Source organism: Cryobacterium algoritolerans (genome assembly GCF_004402785.1).
In the GTDB taxonomy this organism is placed as follows: domain Bacteria; phylum Actinomycetota; class Actinomycetes; order Actinomycetales; family Microbacteriaceae; genus Cryobacterium; species Cryobacterium algoritolerans.
The window spans coordinates 1-21,179 of the sequence record NZ_SOFP01000010.1; the positions used below are offsets into that span (position 1 = coordinate 1).

General features: G+C 58.1%; 13 protein-coding genes. 6 read left to right on the forward strand and 7 right to left on the reverse strand.

The genetic code is table 11. The features are described from left to right. Window positions 1-1,201: 1,201 nt before the first annotated feature. The 6 genes from E3O19_RS01780 to E3O19_RS01810 all read right to left on the reverse strand — a co-directional run bounded on the left by E3O19_RS01780 (window position 1,202) and on the right by E3O19_RS01810 (window position 11,736). Entirely contained in the window at window positions 1,202-2,182 is a 981-nt protein-coding gene (locus E3O19_RS01780; RefSeq protein ID WP_134564911.1) for an Abi family protein, read from the reverse strand. 453 nt (window positions 2,183-2,635) lie between these two features. Continuing rightward, window positions 2,636-3,193, reverse strand: coding sequence for an RES family NAD+ phosphorylase (locus tag E3O19_RS01785; RefSeq protein ID WP_134564912.1), 558 nt, complete (start codon window positions 3,191-3,193; stop codon window positions 2,636-2,638). A 514-nt stretch (window positions 3,194-3,707) separates the two neighbouring features. After that, window positions 3,708-4,463 (reverse strand): TIGR04255 family protein, encoded by a 756-nt coding sequence (locus E3O19_RS01795; RefSeq protein ID WP_166804420.1) that lies wholly within the window; start codon window positions 4,461-4,463, stop codon window positions 3,708-3,710. Window positions 4,464-4,629: 166 nt separating this feature from the next. After that, window positions 4,630-5,655, reverse strand: a complete 1,026-nt coding sequence (locus E3O19_RS01800; protein ID WP_134564915.1) for a DUF3800 domain-containing protein — start codon at window positions 5,653-5,655, stop codon at window positions 4,630-4,632. Between the two features lie 245 nt (window positions 5,656-5,900). Next, window positions 5,901-8,615 (reverse strand): ATP-dependent DNA helicase, encoded by a 2,715-nt coding sequence (locus tag E3O19_RS01805; protein WP_134564916.1) that lies wholly within the window; start codon window positions 8,613-8,615, stop codon window positions 5,901-5,903. A 325-nt stretch (window positions 8,616-8,940) separates the two neighbouring features. Further along, complete coding sequence (locus E3O19_RS01810; protein WP_166804421.1) at window positions 8,941-11,736, reverse strand: class I SAM-dependent DNA methyltransferase; 2,796 nt, start codon at window positions 11,734-11,736, stop codon at window positions 8,941-8,943. 1,266 nt (window positions 11,737-13,002) lie between these two features. On the opposite strand from E3O19_RS01810, the gene E3O19_RS01815 reads away from it, so the two are divergent. From E3O19_RS01815 to E3O19_RS01840, 6 genes are all read left to right on the forward strand, one after another. Beyond that, window positions 13,003-14,610 (forward strand): ATP-binding protein, encoded by a 1,608-nt coding sequence (locus E3O19_RS01815; protein WP_134564917.1) that lies wholly within the window; start codon window positions 13,003-13,005, stop codon window positions 14,608-14,610. A gap of 107 nt (window positions 14,611-14,717) precedes the next feature. After that, window positions 14,718-15,845, forward strand: a complete 1,128-nt coding sequence (locus tag E3O19_RS18750) for a hypothetical protein (protein WP_420898575.1) — start codon at window positions 14,718-14,720, stop codon at window positions 15,843-15,845. A 260-nt stretch (window positions 15,846-16,105) separates the two neighbouring features. Further along, on the forward strand, window positions 16,106-17,056 hold the full coding sequence (locus E3O19_RS01825; protein WP_134564919.1) for a hypothetical protein: 951 nt from the start codon (window positions 16,106-16,108) through the stop codon (window positions 17,054-17,056). Next, window positions 17,053-17,487: a hypothetical protein gene (locus tag E3O19_RS01830; RefSeq protein ID WP_134564920.1), complete on the forward strand. Its 435-nt coding sequence runs from the start codon at window positions 17,053-17,055 to the stop codon at window positions 17,485-17,487. Before E3O19_RS01825 ends, E3O19_RS01830 begins: the two co-directional genes overlap by 4 nt. A 239-nt stretch (window positions 17,488-17,726) precedes the next feature. After that, window positions 17,727-18,128 carry a DUF6994 family protein gene (locus tag E3O19_RS01835; protein ID WP_134564921.1) on the forward strand — a complete coding sequence of 134 codons (402 nt, stop codon included), beginning with the start codon at window positions 17,727-17,729 and terminating at the stop codon, window positions 18,126-18,128. Between the two features lie 50 nt (window positions 18,129-18,178). Further along, window positions 18,179-18,571: a DUF6994 family protein gene (locus E3O19_RS01840; RefSeq protein ID WP_134564922.1), complete on the forward strand. Its 393-nt coding sequence runs from the start codon at window positions 18,179-18,181 to the stop codon at window positions 18,569-18,571. A 71-nt stretch (window positions 18,572-18,642) separates the two neighbouring features. Here the strand turns inward: E3O19_RS01840 and E3O19_RS01845 are convergent, their stop codons facing one another. After that, window positions 18,643-20,751, reverse strand: coding sequence for a GmrSD restriction endonuclease domain-containing protein (locus E3O19_RS01845; protein ID WP_134564923.1), 2,109 nt, complete (start codon window positions 20,749-20,751; stop codon window positions 18,643-18,645). Window positions 20,752-21,179 lie beyond the last annotated feature (428 nt).

Sequence of the window (21,179 nt, forward strand, 5' to 3'; positions counted from 1 at the left end):
CGACCCCACAAACCAGCCATTCTGACCACCTGATCAAATGGCCGGAAACCGCGCCACAATGGCAGGTTAATTAGCGCTCAAATGGCCGGTTAAAAGTTGACAAAACACACCAGTTTCAATCAGTCGGGTGGGAGATCCTGAACCTCGAACTGTTCGAGGACGGCGCCCACGCCCTCATCGTTGAGGGCATCATCAAACACTGGTGGCGGGTTGGTCTGGGGCTACCGATGTGGCTCGGGCCACAGGAGATGCCCCGCACCAGCGGATGGACCGAAACAGTTCACTCCGCAGAAGTGACAGCCAGCGAGTGCATCGCCCGAATCAAATTGGAGGGGTCGATCGTCCGGTCCCTGTGATCGGTCGCGCTCCAGCTGCGTGGTGCATATCCGCGATACGCCTACGCGCCTACTGGCGACGTTGTTTTGGGATGACTTGCCGCTGCGGCGACTGACGCTGGCGCGGATTCGGGCGGGCCGTTACCAACGAACTGCGGAGCGCACAGTTCCTGCGAAACGGGTGAGGAAACGTCTGTGGTCGCATTCCTCAGCCGGGTATGTTGGCGCCATGGACGACGATTTGGCCTATTACGATCGCTTGGGACCTTGGGCCTCCCAGCGCGCTGTCCGAGACACGCTGCACGCTTCCGACGCCGAGCTTGCTTCATTGCGGGCGAGCCGAGATCTCCTCGGAGTCGACTTTGGGGGAGAGTTCTACTACCCCGTACGTCAGTTCAAGGATGGTTCAATCGTCGATGGCCTGAATCTCGTTCTCACTGCCCTAAGCGCGGCTTTCTCTTCCAGCGAGGCTCAGGTTGCCTGGCTCTCAGAGCCGGCATATGAGAACGGCGCTCTGACGCGTTGGGAGGTCCTCCATCGAGACGTGCATAAAGTTCATCAGTGGGCAGCAGAGGATGCCGCGGCCGCTTGCCGATAGACGGAGCGGAGTCTCTCCTCAGCTCCGGGAGAAAGTTCATAGTATGAATTAGGCTCATAAGTTGGCCGTAATTGCATGCGGTAGCGCGGATGCACGGCGCAAGCGTGAAGTTGCGGTGAGTGCTGCGGTCGGTGGTCCTCTCCAAGAGGGCGGTGCCGAACCGGAGCTGCCGCTGGCGGTCTCCCGACTCAGGTCGGAGGTCGCGCCATTCGCATCGGCAAGTTCGATGTCGTCGGTCTCACGACCGCCTCAACGATAGTCAGGCCGGTCAGACGGCGCTCCACAGCTCCAAGTTCTCCCACGAATCGGGGAAGCCCATACTCTGCAGAGACATTTGGTCGCCAGCGGGGAATTTTGCAAGGAAGTCTCGCGTCTCAACTTTCCACAGAGTCTCTCCGGTTCTGACTTCGAGAAGCCATGCGAGCTCGGCGAGGGGCACGTAGACCCTTTTGATTTGCCAGTCGGTGAGGCTGTGTAGATGGTCGAGTACGGGGGCTAACCCTAATTTAGGCCGGCCCGGCGAGACTACGAGGGTTCTATTCCACAGCCGAGAATGATGCGCGGAGATGTTGCGAATAGCGTTGAAAGCAGCGATGGCAGAGCCGAAGACCTTCGCCGTCATGCCAAATTCCTCGGCGATAGCGTTCCGATCTCCGAGTTCGAGGCCACGAAAGAGGCCAGCGAGCTGACCCATCTGTAAGACCTCGACGGCTGCCCATATAGGGAGTTTGCCCTCGTACTTTTGCGCGAACCACTTAACGAATGCCTCGTTTTTCGAGGATTCAAGGCGTCCGCGGTATTCGATGAGCCATTGGTCATACTTGCTGTGGCGCTCAGGGAGTGCGGTATTTGGCTGGGCCACGAAGTCTTTGTCAAGCAGGTCTGGTCTCATGTGGACGAACGCGTTTTTCTTGCCCGCGTTGTATGCGATCGAAGTGCGGAGTGCGACCTCGAACTGCTCAAGACCGTCAAGAAAATGGAGTCTCAGTCCGCGATCGAACTTCCAGAGAGCGTGGACAGATTCAAAAGTTGCCCCTTCAACGAAATCGTCCATTCGCTCATCATGATTCGGATCACCATCCGGCTTCTTGACCCGTAGGACATGCGAATACGCGCTGAGACGGTAGTAGCCCACTGTGCGAAGTGTGTTTATCGCAGCTTCTGGGTTGTCCACTCTCATTCCTCGACTGACGAGGCGACCAAGCTGTTGCTCGAAGTCGAGATGCTGCTTTTCGTAGGGGATGCCCATTGGGTCAGGCTACCGAAAAAGAAAACCAGCCCGTGGCCAGATAGAGAACTACCTGGCCGAGCGGGCTGGTCATGACACATTTAGCGTACCAAGCGCACAGCCGACGGAGGCGAAATGCCATCGATTCTCCACCTACTTATCCACAGAATAAGTCCGTTATCCACAAAGCGAGGGTTGCTATCCACAAGTTATCCACAAAGTTATCCACAAAGTTATCCGCCGTGGCGGAATGGCGAACGGATTGAGGCGTTCTGAACGGTTAGCCCGTGAGGGCATTGGATTGGCTGCGAGGCAAGACCTGACGTATTAGAAGGTTATCGGCGCGGCAGGCGATCGTGCGCTGACGACCGCATCTAAGTCCGGGAGATCTGCCGGTTGGTCGGGGCTTCGCGGGGTTCGCCCACGCCGCAGGCGCGCCGACCGACACTGTCGGGAACCTGAATGCCTGTCGTCCTATGCCAGGACGTGAACTTCGCTACTGAGCATCTCTGGACACGGGATCAGGACCGAGGCAATGTGGCTCCAGTTGACGTCGTCTTGTTCGCCCAGGAACACGATGTTCCACGCTCGCGGCCAGTTCGCCGCCGCTGATGGATAGACGATCCCAGGAATTCCCTCGGCGACGGCGCTCTCGGCTATCAAGCGGCATTCTGCGTACCGCAGACCTTCGTCGGGGTCAGTAGACACCAAGAAATCGGCGCTCGCACCAATGGCGGTTTGATCCGTGAGATCTCGTAAGTCGAGGCAATCCCGTTGGATATTGAGATCTATCTCGTACATCGAGATGACCAACTCCGTTTGAAATGAAAGCAATTCTGGATGGCGTCTGAAGTACTCGGCAAGGGCCCCTTTCGCCGTCTCGGCGAGGTACAGGGTCTTATGCTGACCCGAACCGAACCGACCCAGGCTCGGCCACGGGCATACTGGATCGTACAAGATACCCGCAGGGGTCCACTTGTATAGGCGGACCGGCGCTTTCTTCCAGAAACGACCGGAAGTGAGATCGACCATTCCTAGGTGAACGAGGGGTCTAAGTAGGACTGAGTGAGGGCTAGCACGGGTGTTAACTGTCCCCGCTTGATTAAGTCCATCGGGGTCTTCCCATTTAGATCAGGAACGCTTGTGTTCATCCACCTAGTAGTTGCGCTCGGTTTCAAGACTCCGTGGAGGTTGCGAGTAATTTCGGCTACTGCTTCCCACCTTGGGACGAATCTTTCAGGGACAGGCTCATCCCCGTGCATCATCTTGACAAGCCGCTGCGGTTTCACATCGAGAAGGACCGACACCTGATCGAATGGAACGCTGTCAAACGATGCCAACACAATCCCAAGTAGAGCCGTTCTTTGCACCGATCGCGGCCCCACCTGATCCTTGATGAATCGGTGTCCTCGGGCTATGACTTCGTCACTCGCAGCAGCCTCGCGATCGCTTTCGCGTGGCCCAAAGTGGTTAATGGGTCCAAGTCCGTTCTTTGGATCATCGCGATCAGACACGGTCGACACTGGTGGTGCCGCAATCGTCGAATTCACGTCGCGTCCCTCTTGTCTCTCGGGTGAGGCTTCAGCGTAGCTTTGTAGTCATCGTCAATGGCCCAGTGGAAGAAACTTGTCGCTCCTTCACTGAAGTGGGTCATCAACATCGTAAGGGAGTTGCCGCCGTCGATCTCGTAGGGGCGCTCAGTGAAATAGTCCATATCGATCACAAACACGAGGGCTCCAGAATCGTCCCTGCTAAGTCCCGACCTGACCACCAATGAACTGTCATCGTCCTGAAACTGCAAGTGCGACGCTGCCCCTGAGATGGGCGCCGGGAACTCCGCAACCGCGAGCGGTCCCAACAGCTCCCGCCGGACCATCCCCACAAGGCCGAACGTTTGGTTTGCCGTCTTAGACTTCAGGACGTTTACCTTCCGCAGGCCCACCCGCAAGCTTTCGGCCGGTCGCAAAGTCCGGCGCAGCGCTTTCAATACGTGATCGAAACGCGAAAGGAACTCCTCCATGCTTGTATAGCTGTCGGTCTCTAAAGAGACGAAGTCGATCGCAATCCCGACGGTCCAGTTCTGCTTCTCGTCACGTAGCTTCCATACAGGGGCGTGCGCGTCGACACCGATAGAGCCGGGTGAGAGGTTGATGCTCGCGCTGTGCTCCGGTTCGAGGAAGACCGGGTACACATCTCGCAGAGCTGTTTGGAAGCCAGTGACACCGGCGGCACTCAGTAGGGCCAGGATCGGTGGAAATCGCACTTGGCAGAGGACGAGGGTGAGCGGTGCTTGCTCGAACACGACGTCTGGGTGCTCCCCAAAATTTAGTGCCACACCACTCCCGTTCCCGGCTGGGCCGCTAAGGCCTCGCTGAGCAGCATGGCACAATATCTGGAGTGGACATGGAACTCTGGTACCCGAGTCCTGAATCGGCTCGCGATCGCAGGGAATCCAGATTCCGAAGGGCCTAGACCGGACGGGTCATCCTTTTCCAAGAAAGCTCGTCACCCCAGAGACTGTTCTGATCGAGAAACGGGTGGAGTAACCGGAGATCCTCAGGACTCGCGCTGTTCTCCAGAGCGTTCATGGCTACCTTGGCTCCGAATCCAGCGATTAGGTCGGCAACTTGGATTCGCGGATCTGATTCCGAGATGACTTGGACGATCTCCACAAGTGGAACCGGTGGAGCCAATCGCACGAACTCGCCGGGATTGCGAGGGCTAAAGACAAGGGCGTCGACTGTCTCAGGACGCAGTGCCGGGCTGACGTCGTGGCGGACACGGATCGGCCTATCCGACGACTCGTGCCAGAACCTCGCAATCTGAGCCAGGCTGGTGGGGAGCGGATCGAGGGCCGGCAAAGCGGAGTCGGACAGCTGTTCTTGAAATTCCTCGGCATGGACGCGCGCCGCGAAGACCAAGTCGAGGACGGTGGTGACATTCAGCCGTTTACTGTTCCCACGCGACGTATCGACGACTTTGAAGAACTCCTCGATGGTCGTCTTGTTGCCGTTTTTGTCCGCGTTCACTCTCATCAGCGAATTGAATGCGCGCAGCAGTTCCATCCATCCGACGGTGCCCAGCGCGCGCCCGCCTTCTCGATAGAACCTAAGTGCCATCGCGCGTGCTTTTCCACCGGCGTACAGATTCATGCCGAGCGAGTGCGCCAACTCCTCAACGAGTAAGTCGACAACCTTGCCGACGACCATGTAGGTCTTCTCGGATAGGTTGACGTGAGCGCGATTGGCCAAGCGCTCTTCGAACAGCTCGCTCAAAAGTTCCGGATCACAGTGCCGGGCAAGCTGTTTGAACTTGAATTCGGGAGCTTGAGAACGAGTTTCGGAACGAAGCCAATCCATGATCTCGCTGGCTTCTTCTAGCGAAAGGTCATGACTACCGTGCGAGAAGACCGTTCCGCTGCCGTCGACGAGTCTCTCGCCGTCGTTTCCTGACTCGTCGCAAGAAATATCCAGTACATCCTCGGGCGTAGTCATTGTCTTCCGATGCTATTTCAGTTTGCGCGATCTCAAAGGTCATGCGCGTTCCTCGGCACCGAGTCACTGGCGTGAGTGTGACAGCCTCGCTGAATCGGCGGCACGGGTTGTAGCCGAGAGTTTGTCTGATGTCCGTGCTCGCTGATGGCTTGAACAGCTACTGCGTTCCTTGGCCACGATCTTGAGCATCAACTCTTGACTGTTCGTAGAGGATGTTGGAACATTCGCGAACCGACCCACGAAGGCTAACGTTTCGGCCCTGACGCGGGCGTAAGTGCACGCCGCCTCGAGAGTAGAGCAACGTCCTTAGCGCTCATGCGGCGGTGAAGTTGAGTTAGAACTGCGTGTTGTGTCTCTGGTGTCCAGAAGATTTGGAGGCGCTCGCGTGCTCTCGTCACAGCGGTGTAGAAGATGCTGTGCGAGATATCGTCCTCGTTAGCATCGGTGACGACGACTTTGACCGAGTCATACTCAAGTCCTTGTGCCTTGTGGATGGACACCGAATAGGCGATCTGGAATGGAACGCCGGTGTTGAACGAGTCGTCATCTTCGTCGCTGTTGTCGCGCTCGTAGACGTCGAATCGAACGGTGCTGTCTCCCACCCATCTGAGGTCCCTGCCGTCGACGTCGAACTCGGTGAGTGCGCGTGCAAGCTCCACATCGAACTGCACTCTGCCGGGCAATAGCTCAATGCCTACAATCTTCCCTTTGAGATTGTTGTAGATAACCGGCCGAAAGCGCTCAGTCTCGTTGAATAGAACGGGGTCGCCCACCTTATACGTGGCAATGCCCCAGACGATCGCGTCGCTTGGATTACTGCTCTGGAGGAAGCGGTTGATGTTGTTGATGCCGTAGAGGCCGTCATAGTTGAGGCACAGGATGATTTCGTCCTCGCGTTGCCCTTGGAACAGCGACTCATCGAGAGTGTTCGAGTAACCGTTGTGCGCGATGACTTCAGCAATGTCATCGTCGAGATTCCGAACCTTGTCCCAGAAATTGAGGAGTGCAGGATTCTTGGTCCTGAACGGCGTAATCAGTTCAAACACTGACTCATGCGGGATGAAAGAACGTATGACGCTGAACCAGTTTCCGAACTGAATTGATTCGATCTGGTAGATATCACCGACGAGCACCAGCAGCTTGAATGACGTTCTCTCCAGAACCTTGAGGAGATCGGTGTTGCTCACCGTGCTGCACTCGTCGATGACGAGAACGTCATATGCGTGGTCGGACGCGGCTCGATAGAGGTGGCTGGTGATCGTCCGGAACGTCGAGTCCTGGGCAGTGACGCGACGTTTGAGATTGTCAACGGCCGGATTCGTGTGGGCGAGGAAAAGCTTTCGCTTGTCGTTGAAATAGTTGGCGACGTGGTTGACCATCGTCGACTTCCCTGTTCCGGCGGCCCCATAGACAAGGGCTACGCGAGATTGACAAAACAGTTCTGTGAGTGCGCCTTTCTTAGAATCATCGTCGATCCCGCGGGGTGTCTCATCGAGCCAGCGCTTTACGGCATCGGTGTAACCGTCGATGCCGGACACCGCGAACTCTTGGAGCTTCTCGATGATGGAGACCGTGTCGTCCTCGTACCCACAGATGAAGACGTGCCCCATGTCCTTCTTGAGTTCTCGTCTTGCCCGGTGCCCAATGTAGAGCGCGCCGTTGTACGTCGCGATCAGCTGGTCCACGTCGCCGAGATCGTCCAATTCATTCACCGGCGTGTACAGGACACCGTTATTCTCAACATTGTTCTTGACTCGCCGAGCGAGTAGTTCGTGGTTCCGTCCGGTCACGTCGAGGCTCTCGACCAAGTCCCAGTATCGGGGGTTGTGCGCCGCCAGCGAGGTGCAGAAGGGCATCGTGTCGAAGGGAATGCACCCCCACTGCAGCTTCAGGCCAGAGAGGCGGTCGCATCCGACGGTTCCGTGCTGCGCCTTGAGAAACTGGTTGTGCATCGCCAACATCAGGTAGCGAATGACATTGTGCCCCGGGGCCATGCTCCGCACGACATCACGCGCCCTGTCGAGGGCTGGGAAGATCTGCGGCTTGCTCACATTGGCCGTGCCGGCCCGCCGAACCTTGGCATATTCGTGATCGGGCATGTCGATGAGATCGAGAAGGCTGCCTGAGCTGGAAGTCAGCCCGTGCATGACATATCGGTATTCGGGCGTGCCGGTACGCACGGCCGTGGTGAGTCCAAAGAGTCGTGCGAAGTTGTCGAACTCGCACGGTCGTATGGAAACCTCCCATTCCCGGATGACCGTGATGGGCATTGTTTGGCCGAGCACCTCGATTGAGTCGCTGTGGAGGGTCAGCATCGCTGCGTACTTGTCCGTCACGTCTACGTCCGTGAAAGCGATGATCCGATCGAACTTGCTCACCTTATTGACAGCGCGATAGAAGGTGACCTCGTAATAGATCCGTCCGTCGACGAAGAACGGTCGAGCCTTGTGGATGTAGTACCGGCGCGCTCCGCCTTCATCCGGCGGGTTCAGCCGAACCGCATCGATTCGCTCGGCGATCTTCTCGTGATACTCACGCAGGGACGGATCAAGATCGACTGGAAAGGACTCCAGATTGGCAAGAGACGTGATGTCGTATGAGTCCTGCAGCAGAGTACGTACACGCAAGAGGTACTCGTAGTACTTGAGCATCAGCCGCTCGGACGTGTCGCCGTCCATCGTGTAGTGAGAGGCGCTGATCTGAATGAGCTTGTGAAAGCGTTGAAGGAAGCTGATCTTCTTGCTGCCCGAGCCGACATAGGCAAGGGCAGGCCCAACTGCGTCGAAAACGAAGTCGATGCCACCGTCACCGCTGTGGACGCGAACAACGATCGCCTCCACCAGATTCCGCGCTTGAGACAAGAGATTCTGCGAGAGAAGGGCCCGATTATCCTGCAGCGCCGCGATGTTGTCGCAGATCGCCTGATCGGCGTTGCGGATTTGCGCATCGACGGTAGTCATGACTGTGTCCCGCAACGGAAAATCGCGGCGACGTACATCAACTCATCGACCGACCTGGGGGAGCCCTCGATCTGAATCCGGCGACGCTGAGCCCCTATCAGCTCTTGAAGGCGGTCGCGAAGCAAGGTCGAAGGAGCAGTAGGCATGGGCCTAAACCTATCGTTGCGTAAGCGGCTCAACCTCACGCAAGAGAGGATGCTGCCGGCCCACGATGCGCGCGAATCCTGCGTCCGATCGAAGAGTTATTTGCGGAATCGCATCGGTTTCCAACGGGAAGGCGTGACATCGAGGCTGTGGGATCCCACCTAGACACCCATCCTCGTTCTTAGTTCCTGCGCCTCGCCGTTTTTATCGCTCTCGGGATCTTGAGCTGGTCCGCGGCGCTCATTCGTTGATATGATGCGAAGAGAACCGCCAGCCGTCCCGCTTCGGTGGGGTTGTTCTTCAGCCCGAGGACAAGATCAACAGCTCGGTCAAGGCGTGCATGGGCCTTGAGAAGCGTCGGGTCCATCGCAAGCGGGTTGTACAGGTCGGCTAAAGAGCGATCTGGGCGTAGCGCCCGAGCGTCGAGCACGGCCTCCCCGCCCGTTATTATCCCGCGCCTCTGGGCGTCAGACATCGCGGGAATAGGCAGATTGTTCCAAACGACTGAGGCGGTGAAGGAGTACTGGTTGTTCGGGGTCCGTTGGCCCACTGCTCGTTGCCATGCCATGTAGGCGCTCGAGGAGATGATCCCAAAGAGGAAGCCATCGGAATCGGCGGCGGTGAAGAGCTTGATAGACGCAATAACTTCCGGTCCGAGTCGAGCCGCCGTCGCGTAGTTCCTGATCCGCGCGAATGCCTGAGGAATCCCGAGGTACTCGGACGTTGGTTGGCGCCGCTCACCGAAGAGTTGGGGCGTAGCCGCAAGTTCTCGGCTCGCCAAGCGCTTCACGGACGGCGCGCTTCTCGCCGCCCTAACTGCCTCGACGCGAGTGCGCAATACCCGGCTGTTGACGATGTCGCTCGGTTCGACGTCAACCAACCACAGGCACCAGCGATCGAGTTTGTTGATCAGTTCTTCGCCGCCATAGTAAGGACGCAAGTACTTGAGTGCGATCTTGTCGGCAAAGACGTCAGCGTAATCAGCCTTTTCGACCGTTAGATGTCCCCAGTCGATCGGAGTTGAACCCGCAGATATTTGGGGCAGGCTTGGAGACAGAGGCTTTCGCCGCGGTGTGACGAGGACATTCGGACCTTCAACCAAGTAAGCATTGATCTGCCGAGGGTGCGACTCAAATGCCACTTGGGAGCCATGTTCGTAATCAAAGAGGCGAGGTTTTGACGAGGCAACTCCCTTCTGGAACCCGACGATGACACAATGCACCTGCGCTTTGCCGGATGCTTCCGATGTCCATCGGAATGTTCGGTGAGCGAACTTTATGCTCCAGCCCTCCGCGAATACCGGTGCAAACAGGGCGGGCACGGAGTCACCCAGCGCAATTGAGTTGGTGGATACGAAAGCGAACTGCCCGGCAAAACCGGGGATGCTGAAGAGGGCGATGGCCTTGGCATACCAAGCGGTCACGTAGTCAAGGAGTCCGATGGAATCGGTATTCCACGCGAGTCTGAGATCGGTGGTCTGCTCTTCATTGCGCTCCTTGTGGCCAAGGAACGGAGGATTGCCCATCACGTATAGGTGAGAAGTCTGGCCGACTACGGTCGTCCAGTCTGTGCGGATGGCATTGCCGACCACGATGTGCTGCACCTTGTCTAGTGGTAGAGCCTCAGGGCCGTCACCAAGCGCCTCGACCATCGCGAGATTGGCCTGATGTTCTACTAGATGCATGGCCATGGCAGCGATACGCGCCGGCCACTCTTCAAGTTCGATGCCATGGAACTGGCTCAACTTCACGGGGAGGTCCTCGCCCATGAACCACATCGTCTGGTGATACTTGCTCGGATTCAGTTCCTGCAAACGCAAGAGAATCCTCAGGTCCAATGCTCGGAGTTCACGGTAGCCGACGACGAGGAAGTTCCCGCAACCGCAGGCCGGGTCGAGGAACTGCATGAGTCCCATGTCGGCCCGGATACGTTCCAACTTCCGTGCCTCATTCCACCCTGCCGTGACTCGATCGCCGAGCTCATCGAGGAACATTGGCCCGATCAACTTGAGAATGTTCGTCTCAGTCGTGTAATGCTCACCGAGTTCCCGCCGCGCCTCCTTCGACTTCACGGCTTGAAACAGCGAGCCGAACACCGCGGGTGAGATGGCCGACCAGTTGAAATCGCACGCTTCGAGCAATTTTTCGCGCATGGCTGCGGTGAATGACGGGATGATTAGCGGCTCCTCGAATACACCGCCGTTGACATAAGGGAATCGAGCGATCAGCTCGTCGAGGTTCCTTTGCCGGCCTTCCGGAGAGGTGGCGAGTACTTGGTACAACATTGTGAGTTGTGCACCAAGGTCCGAACCATCTTGGGCCGTCCGGGTGAGGAGGAACTCTGTGAAGGAATCCCGCTCGAACATGCCGGCGTCGTCGGCGAAGAGGGCGAACAATGTGCGGACAAGGAAAACTGACGCCGAGTGGTCGTTGTACCCGGAACCTTCCAGTTCCTCGTAAAGGCTTGCCATGATCTTGGCGGCCTTGATCGAGGCTGCTTCTTGTTCGGCTGAGCCGAACACTCGCGAGCCATAGCCAGCGAAGAACCCAAGGCGATCGGAATTCGATGCCATATCCGAGAGCGCCCATTCGTGGACGACATCCTCGATTCGGTCGAGCAGCCGGAAACGCCGGAAGTCAGAGGTGATGACGTAGCGGGGCAGCTGAACATCGTCGAGGTCATCGAGGTAGTCCAGCGCCTGCGTCTCAGCTTCAACGAGGTTCTTGCCAGCCGACTTCATTTCTACGATTGCGACTCCCGGGATAAGGGCGTCAATGTATCCGCCTCCGCCAGTTGAGAAGCGCTTGGCACGGTACTCGTAGAGCGCTGCCTTTGATGCCGTCACGCCGTATACGGCGAGAAGGTCACGAACGAAGGTCTGCGCGTCCTGCCGCTCATCACCGGGAGAGTCCTCCCAAGAAAGGGCGAATCGCGCAGCGCCGGTACGGATCTCATTTATGGACAGCGACTTCGGCACAGGATGAGGCTACAAGAGAATGCGCGACCCCTCGTCAGCACCACGCAGTTCTCGCGGGGGACGGATAACGGGCACCACTCCGAAATGCGGGACCGTCGACGGCCGCGATTGCATCAGGTGCCCGTAAGACCCGCAGGCTGAATTGCCCGTCCAGCGGGCGTCAACTCCAACAAAAATCTTCCACATGATTTGCGTGGCCGAGATGACCCGCCCGGCGTCCGATCTGGCCCGTCACATGGCCGACGGAATCCTGGGCTACTGCGAGGTGTAACCGTTCGCTCGAATCCCAGTCCAGATTCTCGTGAGACTAATCCAGACTCGCGTGAGAACTGACACGAGTCGCCGCATATGGCGATTGCGGGAGTGGGTCATCTTTCCCGGGTGATCAGCTTGGGACCCTTGAGAGTTGCCATGGAGCTACAGCGGTGTTCACGAATCCGGATCAAGAAGTTGCAACAACCACTCAAGTACACAGCAACGTGTCACAAGTCAGCATGGAACTCGGTGAGGCAGATGAGGGAAGCTGAACACTCGTCAGCAGCTTGGGAAGCCGCAAGACCGCCATGGAGCTACATCGAGAACACTGGTTCCGGGCGCATTGGCGGATGCCCGATTCAATCGCCACTGCAGGACTGGCCCCGGCATTTCAGTGCCGCACTGTTCGAGTGTCGGCCCCACCGGGGACACTGGAACTGCTTAGAGGTGCCGGATCCGGACGGGCCGGACTTCGTGCCCCTCATAAAACTTGCGCAACAGAGTGCCAAACGTGGCTGCATTGGAGGCTGTCCGAGGGTCATGAGGGCCTTTGGCCAGCAGGTTGCTAGCGAAAGTGCGGTCGTTTAGGCCCGGAACGTATACCGTGACAACGCCGGAGTCGGCGAACGTCTCGATCCTGTACGTCTGTACGAGGGTGGGGTCAAGGTCGAAAACTACGGTAACAGGGGAGATCTGGAACTCCTTGGCTCGACATCTTGCGGGGCGATTTTGGCCGCCTGCCCATCGGTCACAGGACAGCCGTGAACGACCCTAGCGTGCAGCCGCGTTATCGGTGGACTCCCCGTCGAATTCCGACCCTTATTGGTCGTCGCTGCGTTCCCTGCACGGGTAGCCCACCGTGGCGGCGCCTCCTGCATCTGGACATATGGCGTGTTATCGGCGCGGCTGCCCCCTCATTCTTCGGAGGGAGTCAGACGCTGCCGCCGTCCGCTGCCGATAGCATGAGCGCTACTACGTTCCTTGGAACGCGAGCGGTGGGGGAGAATTCTAGTGCGGGATGAAATCGAAGAAGCGCCTGTCAGTCAGGCGGCGACCAACCAGCGGACGGTGAATCAGAAGGCCCTCGACGACTTCAAGTCACGATTCGTTTCTTCAACTCGATACGGAGCTGCAGTACTGAGCTTGCTCTCCAGGAGCGATGTCGGTGTCTGGCGAGTGGAGCCAGATCGGGATCGTCGTGACCGATGGTGGATTCACGTCACGCTTCCCCCCTCCGTGGAGGAAATGTTCGACTTTCACCTCGAGCTCCTGGTTCTGTACACCGAGTATGAGCGGCTCGAACCTCGGACGCTATCCCTCCTTCAGCAGCGGCTTCGCGACATGCGGGTTGAGCCGGGGGTCGCTTTCGTCGTGTCCCTCGACGCGAAAGCCTCCCAGCTGGCAAGCCGTCGACGTGGCGAACTGAGCCTCGTGACGATCAACGCGGCCGAGCTTGAATCGGACACCAGAGACGTGCGCTCTCGGATGGCCGCGGTCATCAGCACCGTCGATCACTTCGATGTCACCAATCCTGTGCAGGATCCCGCTGGCTTCTATGGGCGGCAGGTGGAGCTCGATCTTCTTCAGCGATCACTGGATCGCGGCCAGTCGGTGGGCATCTTCGGCCTGAGAAAAGCCGGCAAGACGTCGCTTATGAACGCAATACAGCGACTGCGACTAGACGCGGGCCACCTCGTGGCGAAGGTCGATGTGAGCGAAGTCTCTTCTTCCGCGGAGTTCCGGTTGAAGATTCTCGCGCGCACTTGGGGAGCCATCTCCGAGGACGAAAATCTTACTGCCACGTCATCCAGGAAGATGCCTCGGTTGCGGTTGCTCACCTCTGAGGGAGAAGTTCGAACAGACCTGCCCGACATAGGGCTCCATTGGACTGACGATCTCAAGAAGATGTTGACCTTCACTGACAAGCGACTTGAACTGTTCGTGGACGAGGTCGATCAGGCCTATCCGGCCCGTTCTAACATGCTGACGGATGAAGCGGAGATGCTGTTTCAAACGCTCACCCAGTTGCGCGGCCTGGTCCAGGAGGCATCGAGCACATCGTCCGGCGTCGTGTTGCTTTGCGCCGGAGTGGATCCAGCGCTCTTTGAGGAGCCCCTGCTCGCGCATAAGGACAACCTCCTTTACAAGCTCGTTCGGCTGCTCTGGCTCGCTCCGATGCCCCGCGAGGACATGGCCGAAATGGTCCGTTCTCTCGGGCGCCGAATGGGCGTTCGTGTTCGTGATCATCAAGCCATCGATCTACTCTTCGCCGAATATGGGGGCCACCCACTCCTCACACGGAAGGCATGTTCCCTGGCAGCCAGTAACAGGGCACCTGAGGAATTGCCGTTCGAACTCACCCTGAGTCGCGTGCAGGCGGCGCTCGCAGCGACGGGTCAGGAATCTCCGCATCAGCAAGCAGCGGACGTGTTGCGTTCCTTCGAGGAGTGGTTCCCAGCTGAGGCTGAACTTCTTGACCTCGCAGTTTCTCCAAGTGAAGATGATCACGAGCTTTTGGCCGCGCTCATGGTGGACAACCCTCACGCCTTGGAGCATGCGATCGCGTATGGCCTGTGCGACGTTGAATTGAAACCGCGCATTCGAGCAGCTCTCTACTGAGAGGCCTGGACGCGATGGGGGTATTGCGGAGCGAAGACCGTTGGATCGACGAAGTGTGCGAACGCCTTCTTGAGGGTGAGCGTCTCATCGTGCAAGCGCCACCCCGAATGGGGAAGAGTTATCTCGCCGAGGCCGTGCGGACGCGGCTTGGAGGGACGGCTTTCCTGGTGCAGGGAGGGACATTCACCGAAGAGAATCAACTCACGCTGCGTGAGAATATGCGCGATTCCATACTCAAGGCCGTGGAGACCACGGGGAACGCCCAGCTCGTTTTCGATGACTATCATCGGGCACTGAAACGAACGCAGGGTCAACGGCTGCAGGCCAACTTGGTTGCGCTGCTGATCGACGGGGCCCAGGCCAGAGACATCGGAGCGATCTTGTTTGCTCGATGTTCCACGCCAATTCACCTTCCGGGCCGAGGAAGCCCACTGGTGTCTCGATGTTCGTTTCTTTGGATGCCCCGCTGGGCGACCGATGATCTGAGCGGAACCGACCTAGACCCTGATGCCGTGGATGTTGCCGTCGGTAGCTCAGCCAGTCTGCTTTCCATCGCAGAGGTCCAAGGAAGTCTCGAACTTGGCCCTCTAAAGCAGCGGCTCTCGATAGACGCCGAAAGGGTACTTGACGACCTGCCGGTAAAAGCCGTTCTCACTCTCGCCGGTCGAGGGGTTGGAATTGAACTCGCCGATGTGGAACAACGATCATTGGATGGGCTCTATCGGGTAGGAAAAGGACCAACAACTCTCGCCCTAGATGCAGATTTGGTCCATCTGGCAATGCAGCGGAACACCGGATGGCCTTCAGGGCTCAACGACAGTGCTCGCCACTTCGCTCAGCTGCTGGACGGGCGAGGCTCCGCAATTTGGTGCGATCGATACCTTTTCAAATCGCTATCGGAGCTCGCGGAATTCGTTTCGATTGTTCGGTCTCACACTCCGGCACGGCTGTGTCTTCTCGGAACCGAGCGCCCAGGTGATACGTACGTTTCTCCGGCCGAGATCCGCGCCGAACTCGACTTGTTTACGGACGTTGAGTGTCGGTTTATGTTGCCCGCTGACCGTAGTCCACTCCACGATAGGCACTTGGCTCTCCGTGGTGAGCTAGGTGGGTGGGTCGTTCCGACTGCGGATGTGGTCGTAGGCAAGGTCAGAGGTGGAAGTTCCATCGCAACTCGAGCACCCGCATTTCCGGTGGACTACGACAAGATATGGCAGCGAAGCCGGCCAATCTAAGCGATCCACCAAAGTCGTCGTGAAGCGACGATCAGTGGTTCTGCGACCCCAGGCGAGCCGTGCATGGAGGAATGGACCGGTCGAAGCCCTCGTCCAAGCCCCACGTGCGGATGGGCGGCACAAGTCGAAGAGATAACTTGAGGAATGCGGGGGAGGCTAGTTCCGATTGCGGTGCGCCACGATCGACAAGTTGGATGTCCCCCTTAGGATTGCCTTCTACGCAGGGGGCTCATTGCTTCTTGCCTTTGACCGGAGGGTGCATGGTCGCCAAGCTCGTTTACCCTCTCGCGGTCGCGGTTGTCGGAGGCCTTGCTGCAGCCGGTAAGGGCGTGGCGGACGTCGTTCAGGCCCGGTCGATAGCAAAGAAAGCGAAGAGACGCCATGACGTGGCTGTCTGCGAACTTGAGGAAGTCCAGCGTGTAACGCAGGGGATCGTCGAGGAGTACGGGCGAAGTCAGTTGCGTGCGCAGCGGGATACCATCGGCCGCTTCGCTGATTGGCTCGAGAACCACTCTCACCTCGTGGAGCGTCTCGACCGCCGAATTGTCGACGGTGTCGAGGTCCGCGTGCCGTCGATTCCGGCGATGAAGTTCGACGTTGAACAGGCGAGAGTTGGGCTCGCCGGCGGTTTTGGTGCTCTTGGCGCGGCCGCAAGTGCACAGGGCGCTGCTCTCTGGGGTGTCAGCACCTTCGCGACCGCCAGCACAGGTGCGGCTATTTCCGGGCTTTCCGGAGCAGCTGCAACCAATGCCACTCTGGCTTGGCTTGGGGGCGGGTCGCTAGCTGCTGGCGGGGGCGGCATGGCCGCCGGCGCCATAGTACTGAACATGATCATGATTGCGCCGGGTGTCCTCATCGGCGGTCTCGCGGTAGGAGTTCTGGGAGCCAAGGAAAAGACTAAGGCCGTGAAGTATGCCTCGGAGATCAACGTCTCCATTGAGCACGTGGAGACAGCCAAAGAGCGACTCCGCGCGGTGAGGACGCGCATCGCCGAACTCCGTTCGGTCCTTTCGCGCCTCGTCGCACGTGCCGAGGAGGCGATTGACGAACTCGAGGCTCAAGACTTTGACCCCGACGAACACGGTCACCTGTTCGTAAGCGCATACCAACTCATCACGGCCATTGCCGAAGTAATCGAGACCCCTGTCACCGATCCCGGAACCGGCGATCTGACCGATATTTCCATCGAGATCGTGGAGAAATACTCATGACCAACCCCAAATCCATCCCGAACATCACGACACTTGGCAAGGATGCATCTGGTTTGCTCGGCCAAGTCGACCTTGGACAACTCGCAATTCAACTCATTACCGCAGCCGATACGTGGGTAAAGGTGGTGCAGCGGGAGGCTACAACGCGTGTGGAGATCCGCGCTTGGGAGGCGACTCAGCGAGAGAGCATTATCGCTCAGCGAGATGTCCTGTTGAAAGGACTCGACCTCACGTTCGACGAACGCCGGGAGACTTTCCGACGTCTCTTCGATTCGCTCGACGACGCGATGAAGAGAGAGGACGCCCAGATCGCGTCCGACGTGCTCGAGAAGATCACTGATTTGGCGAAGGCCAGCCCGTTCAAGGACCTGGGAAATGTTCGGTTTGTTGTCGACGAACTCAAAAAGGGCGAAAGAACCTGGACGGTGTAAGGGGCCATACCTGCGGCTCGATCGCGTGCGGGGATCTCAGTGGGCTTCTTCCGCCGCGCCGAAGGTGGCGAAGACGCTGGGGCCGGGATTGATCAACGCCTCCCAGTACTCGTGGGCGAAGGAGCCGGAGCCGTCACAGTTTCTTTGGCCTTCGCACTCAACTTTCAAGCACCTCGGCGGCCGCCAAAGACGCCACATGGGTGGGGGAGAAGAAGTCGGCCCATTGATAGTGTCCAATCATGAACAGGGCAATCGACGTCGGTTTTGATGTGCGATCGGATGCAGGTGGCCAGGATCCGGATAAGCACAGCGTTACCCTGAGGCGCTACCACCAGCAGCTCTGGAGCAAGCCGCTTCCAAACGGCGTCGAGTTCAACCTGGATATTGCGACTCCTTGGGTCTACCTCCACCACAAGTCGGAGCTGGGCGAGTTCGAATTGTCTAGCGACTCAATCGTGCACCCCTACGACTACTGGATCCGGACAGAGCATCTGATCAAGCAGATTCCGCAGGCAGACCTTGACGAGTTCAATGACGTTGCCAGTACGGTCGACGGCTTCCTCGTCTTCCCGAGCAACCAGGTGGACAGCGCTCCGACGATCAGCATGGCGCGTGGGCTAAGCCCAACACCGTTCAGTTAGTCCGATTCGCCGTAGATCAACACCCGAGAATCCACGACAATCACGGACGCGTGGATAGCGAAGTTCGTCCTAACTGGACGGCATTGGGGCTAAGCCGCAAGATCGATGACCGAATTGATCTGATCATCGAGTGCATCCGACGCCACTACCTGGGCGAGAGCAACCCCCTCGCCAGCACACTCACCCTGTACAGCGAGTTCTTCTCGCTCTTTGGGGGCTTCGAAGAGTACGTGAGTTTCTTCCTGCTTCAGGACCTATTATCTGCCGACGGCGAAGTGCGGTACTTCTTGCCGTTCGATAACTTCTCCACTCCCACATTGCCGGGCACAGTTGCGGAGTACCAGAGCTACAGGAAGCTCGTCACTCGTTTCGTCGTCGCCCGAAACAACCGAATCCACGCTCTGTTCGGTACGGGTTCTGCCGAAAGCCCGGACGTCCCCTGATACCTGGGTATCGCCGTCTCGTGACACAAATCCAGCCTTATTGCGACGGCGCCCCGACCTTATCTTCGTGACTACAACGAGGCAACTGGCTGTTCGATCTCATCCGCAATTGGGGCCTGAACGTTGCTTCGGTGTTCCTGCTGGTATTGGTACCAGAGCTTTCCCACCTTTCGACCGTCGGGGAGCACCCACGCTTCCCATCCGTCACAAGCATCGATACCGGCTGCTTCCTTGGCTGCTCGTGAGGGCGTGTCGAAATGGCGCCCATCCTCCAGCCGAAGCTGACCAGTGTCGGTGACCCATGCGCGGTGGACCTCGCCCACTCGCGGTCGCGTCCAAATCAACTCCGTTTCGGAGGCAAGGAGACCAACGCGTACGAGGTCTTCAATCGTTATTCGGCGGTCGGAGCGAACGCGGCGGTCGGAACGATCGGCTCGAGGCAGAGATTCGGTAACCGTTGCGAGTTCAACTTCGGATAGTTGAGAGAGGTTCGTTCCGTCGCTATCGCGGCCAATATCCCACGCGTCTGCAAGTGTCTCAAGCAAATGGAGCTGGCGGGCTCGCAGCTGCTCGGGCGTCCATGCAGTTGTATCAAATACCTCCATTGTCAGGGTGAATGGCGTTACGCCAGATGCCGAACGGAAGTAGCGGCTCTTCTTCTCGTCGAAGTCGTAATTCTGCGCTTCCGAATTCTTCTTCTTGTCGAGCAGCACAAGGTTGGCAAGCCTATGGACCCAGTACTCTCGCTCTTCGTCTGTGAAGTCCTCAGTCCATCGAGAGTCCTTTCGAGGGTTCTGAGGAAGCACATGTTCGACCGTGATGATCTTCGGATTGAACTGGACAGGCGCACTGGCGACAAGCTCGTTGAGGCGAAGGAGCACGTATTTACGCACCGGCGCCATCTCATAGACGGGGCCGCTGATCTGCAAGAGTGTGGCGCGCTTCTCGGAATCGGACACCTCGAACTCGGGGGAATCGACTCCAAGACCGTCGTCGAGACTCTTCATCAGATTGGCGAACCTCGTGCCTCGTGGGGTCGAGTAGACGCGACGGATCAGCATCACTGCTGTCAGGCGCTCAAGTTTTTCGAGAAGTGAAGCGAGCAGTCCGGGGTTATCCCCGTGATGGTGCAGCGCCCACAGGGCAACCGGCTTCCAGTCGTTGTTTTCGAACTGATTGAGACGGCGCAACCATCCGTTCACTGCCTCGGCACCGGTTGGCCAGGCATAGCTTTCGTTCTCGACAATTTCGTAGGCCTCCGCGTACGGGAGGACAACATCATCTACGAACGAAGCCGCTCGGTCCGGAAGGAACTGGTCCAGCACCTGTTCGGGGAACTCTTGCAAGAGCTCTTTCTGCGCGCGGGTCTTGGCATAGATCACACGGATGTGCAGGAACAGATCTTGGAAAGCACTTCGTCCGAGACTGTCTTCCGCATCCTCCCACTTGCTCGAATACAACTCCGAGACGTCGTTCGCCAAGTCTCCGATGATCCGCGACTTGAAAATGTCAGCTGGGGAGAGGTCAAGGCCGCGCGAATTCATGACGTTGAAGATTCGATGGGCGCTAACGAGGTCGGACGTTGAGACAGCAACCAGAAACGTGCGGTTCCCGATGAGCTTTGCAAGATCCGTTCGCCGAGAGTCGGTCCAGGATGCAAGCTCCTTGTGAAGCGCTGCAGCGTTGTCGCGTATGTTCTTTTGCGCGTCGTTTTTGAGAGATCCATCCGGCATTGCCAGCAACTCAGGTACACGCCCTTCCTGCACGAACCTGCGAAAGAAGACTCGATCGCGGCTGCGAAGCTGCAGGCGCGGCTGCTGCTCGAGTTCCTGAAGCTCATCGCCGGGTTCGCTGATCATTCGCTCGAAGGAATCTCGCAGATTCCTTGACTCGGAGAGGTGCCGCAACAGTGCGAGCAGAATGGTCACGGTGGTGAGACGTTGCTGTCCATCGATTACCTGGGCGTCGGCCATCTCGACGTTCTTCACGAGAACGATTGATCCAAGAAAGTAAGGCTCGGATCCTGATTCGCGGTCGAGTGCGTCCTGCAGATCCTCGAGCAACTGGAGCGCTTGCTCAGTCGCCCAGGAGTACGGCCGCTGATAGTCCGGGATGGAGAACTGGTACTCCGAACTGAAGATCTTAGAGATTGGCTCTTCATGTGCGGAGATTCTGGTCATGAGTTCAGTATGGTCACATCTGCCGTCAGCCGCGGGTAAGCGCCCGGCTCTTTGCTGTCCATACCTGACAAGTCTGCCATCCTAGGGCGCGCGAACGGGGACCAGGCCTGTGGGCCCGGAATGGTCGCCCGCGATAGGTCGCAAACGCGCTCTTTGAATCTTTTTTCTGCTCAGTCACATTTCACTTCAAGGGGGTACTTATCCCTGCTATCGGCGGCGAGCCCCATTAACGGGTTCCCGTCAAATAGGTCCACGAAGACCTGTTTGCCGATGAGTGTCACTCTTCCTCAAGGATCAGCGGCGTGAAACCATTCAACGCCTAAGGCGACAGACGTGTCAGACAGTTGGGGGTCTGAAGCCCACACGCTCCAGCAGCAGATCCAGCCGGCCCGGTCAGAGCCCGGAGCGGAGCTTGCTTCGTGAATCAG

Bases quoted from the DNA above. Each gene is read 5' to 3' on its own strand.
- E3O19_RS01780 (WP_134564911.1), bottom strand. From the start codon at position 2,182: ATGGGCATCCCCTACGAAAAGCAGCATCTCGACTTCGAGCAACAGCTT.
- E3O19_RS01785 (WP_134564912.1), bottom strand. From the start codon at position 3,193: ATGGTCGATCTCACTTCCGGTCGTTTCTGGAAGAAAGCGCCGGTCCGC.
- E3O19_RS01800 (WP_134564915.1), bottom strand. From the start codon at position 5,655: ATGACTACGCCCGAGGATGTACTGGATATTTCTTGCGACGAGTCAGGA.
- E3O19_RS01805 (WP_134564916.1), bottom strand. From the start codon at position 8,615: ATGACTACCGTCGATGCGCAAATCCGCAACGCCGATCAGGCGATCTGC.
- E3O19_RS18750 (WP_420898575.1), top strand. From the start codon at position 14,718: ATGGGGAAGAGTTATCTCGCCGAGGCCGTGCGGACGCGGCTTGGAGGG.
- E3O19_RS01825 (WP_134564919.1), top strand. From the start codon at position 16,106: ATGGTCGCCAAGCTCGTTTACCCTCTCGCGGTCGCGGTTGTCGGAGGC.
- E3O19_RS01830 (WP_134564920.1), top strand. From the start codon at position 17,053: ATGACCAACCCCAAATCCATCCCGAACATCACGACACTTGGCAAGGAT.
- E3O19_RS01835 (WP_134564921.1), top strand. From the start codon at position 17,727: ATGAACAGGGCAATCGACGTCGGTTTTGATGTGCGATCGGATGCAGGT.
- E3O19_RS01845 (WP_134564923.1), bottom strand. From the start codon at position 20,751: ATGACCAGAATCTCCGCACATGAAGAGCCAATCTCTAAGATCTTCAGT.